This is a genomic window from Proteus sp. fly-1067 (genome assembly GCF_040139345.1).
Lineage (GTDB): Bacteria > Pseudomonadota > Gammaproteobacteria > Enterobacterales > Enterobacteriaceae > Proteus > Proteus vulgaris_B.
This window is the reverse complement of record NZ_JBEEUL010000193.1, coordinates 1-576: the sequence shown is the minus strand read 5'-3', so window position 1 is coordinate 576 and position 576 is coordinate 1. Positions and strand designations below refer to the sequence as shown.

Annotated in this window: 1 protein-coding gene; it reads right to left on the bottom strand. The window is 24.7% G+C overall.

Going from position 1 to position 576, the window contains the following annotated elements:
* Positions 1–315: hypothetical protein (locus ABN217_RS19945; protein ID WP_349459959.1), on the bottom strand; the 315-nt coding region annotated here is incomplete at its 3' end.
* Between the last annotated feature and the right edge of the window lie 261 nt (positions 316–576).

Genomic DNA, 576 nt, shown 5'->3' with positions numbered 1-576 from the left:
ATTTATATTATCTGCAAATATATTATATTTTAAAAGCGTATCATCATCTATGGCAGTATAAACATAGACACTTCCAAAAGGAGTAAATAGTTTTTGATTATAATTAGTCTTATCTAATATTTTACCATGTTTATATTTTATATCGTTATGTTTATTATTTCGAAGTTGATAATATTGGGTTGCATTATTTGAAATGCTAAAGGGTTTATAATTTGAATTACCCATATCTTTTATATCATAATTAGCATGGGAATTAATTGGAAATATATATATTGAGTATGTTATCAATAATATTGATTTATGTTTTATTTTCATAGCAGGAGCCCATAAAGAGATTTTCTAAATGAGATTATCTTCTGAGTTAATTAAAGTCAAATAGATAAAATTATATAATTATTGCATCCAATAGGAGTAAGTTATTATATATTAATAAACATTTGGTATTTTAATTGAATTAATGTTTCTAGCTTTAAATTCATTCGTTAAAATAATAACTTCTTGTTGAGAAGCTGCACGCCAATTGCTGGCTTCTCCATAAACACCATGTTGATGGAATGCATTAATACGGATCAATAC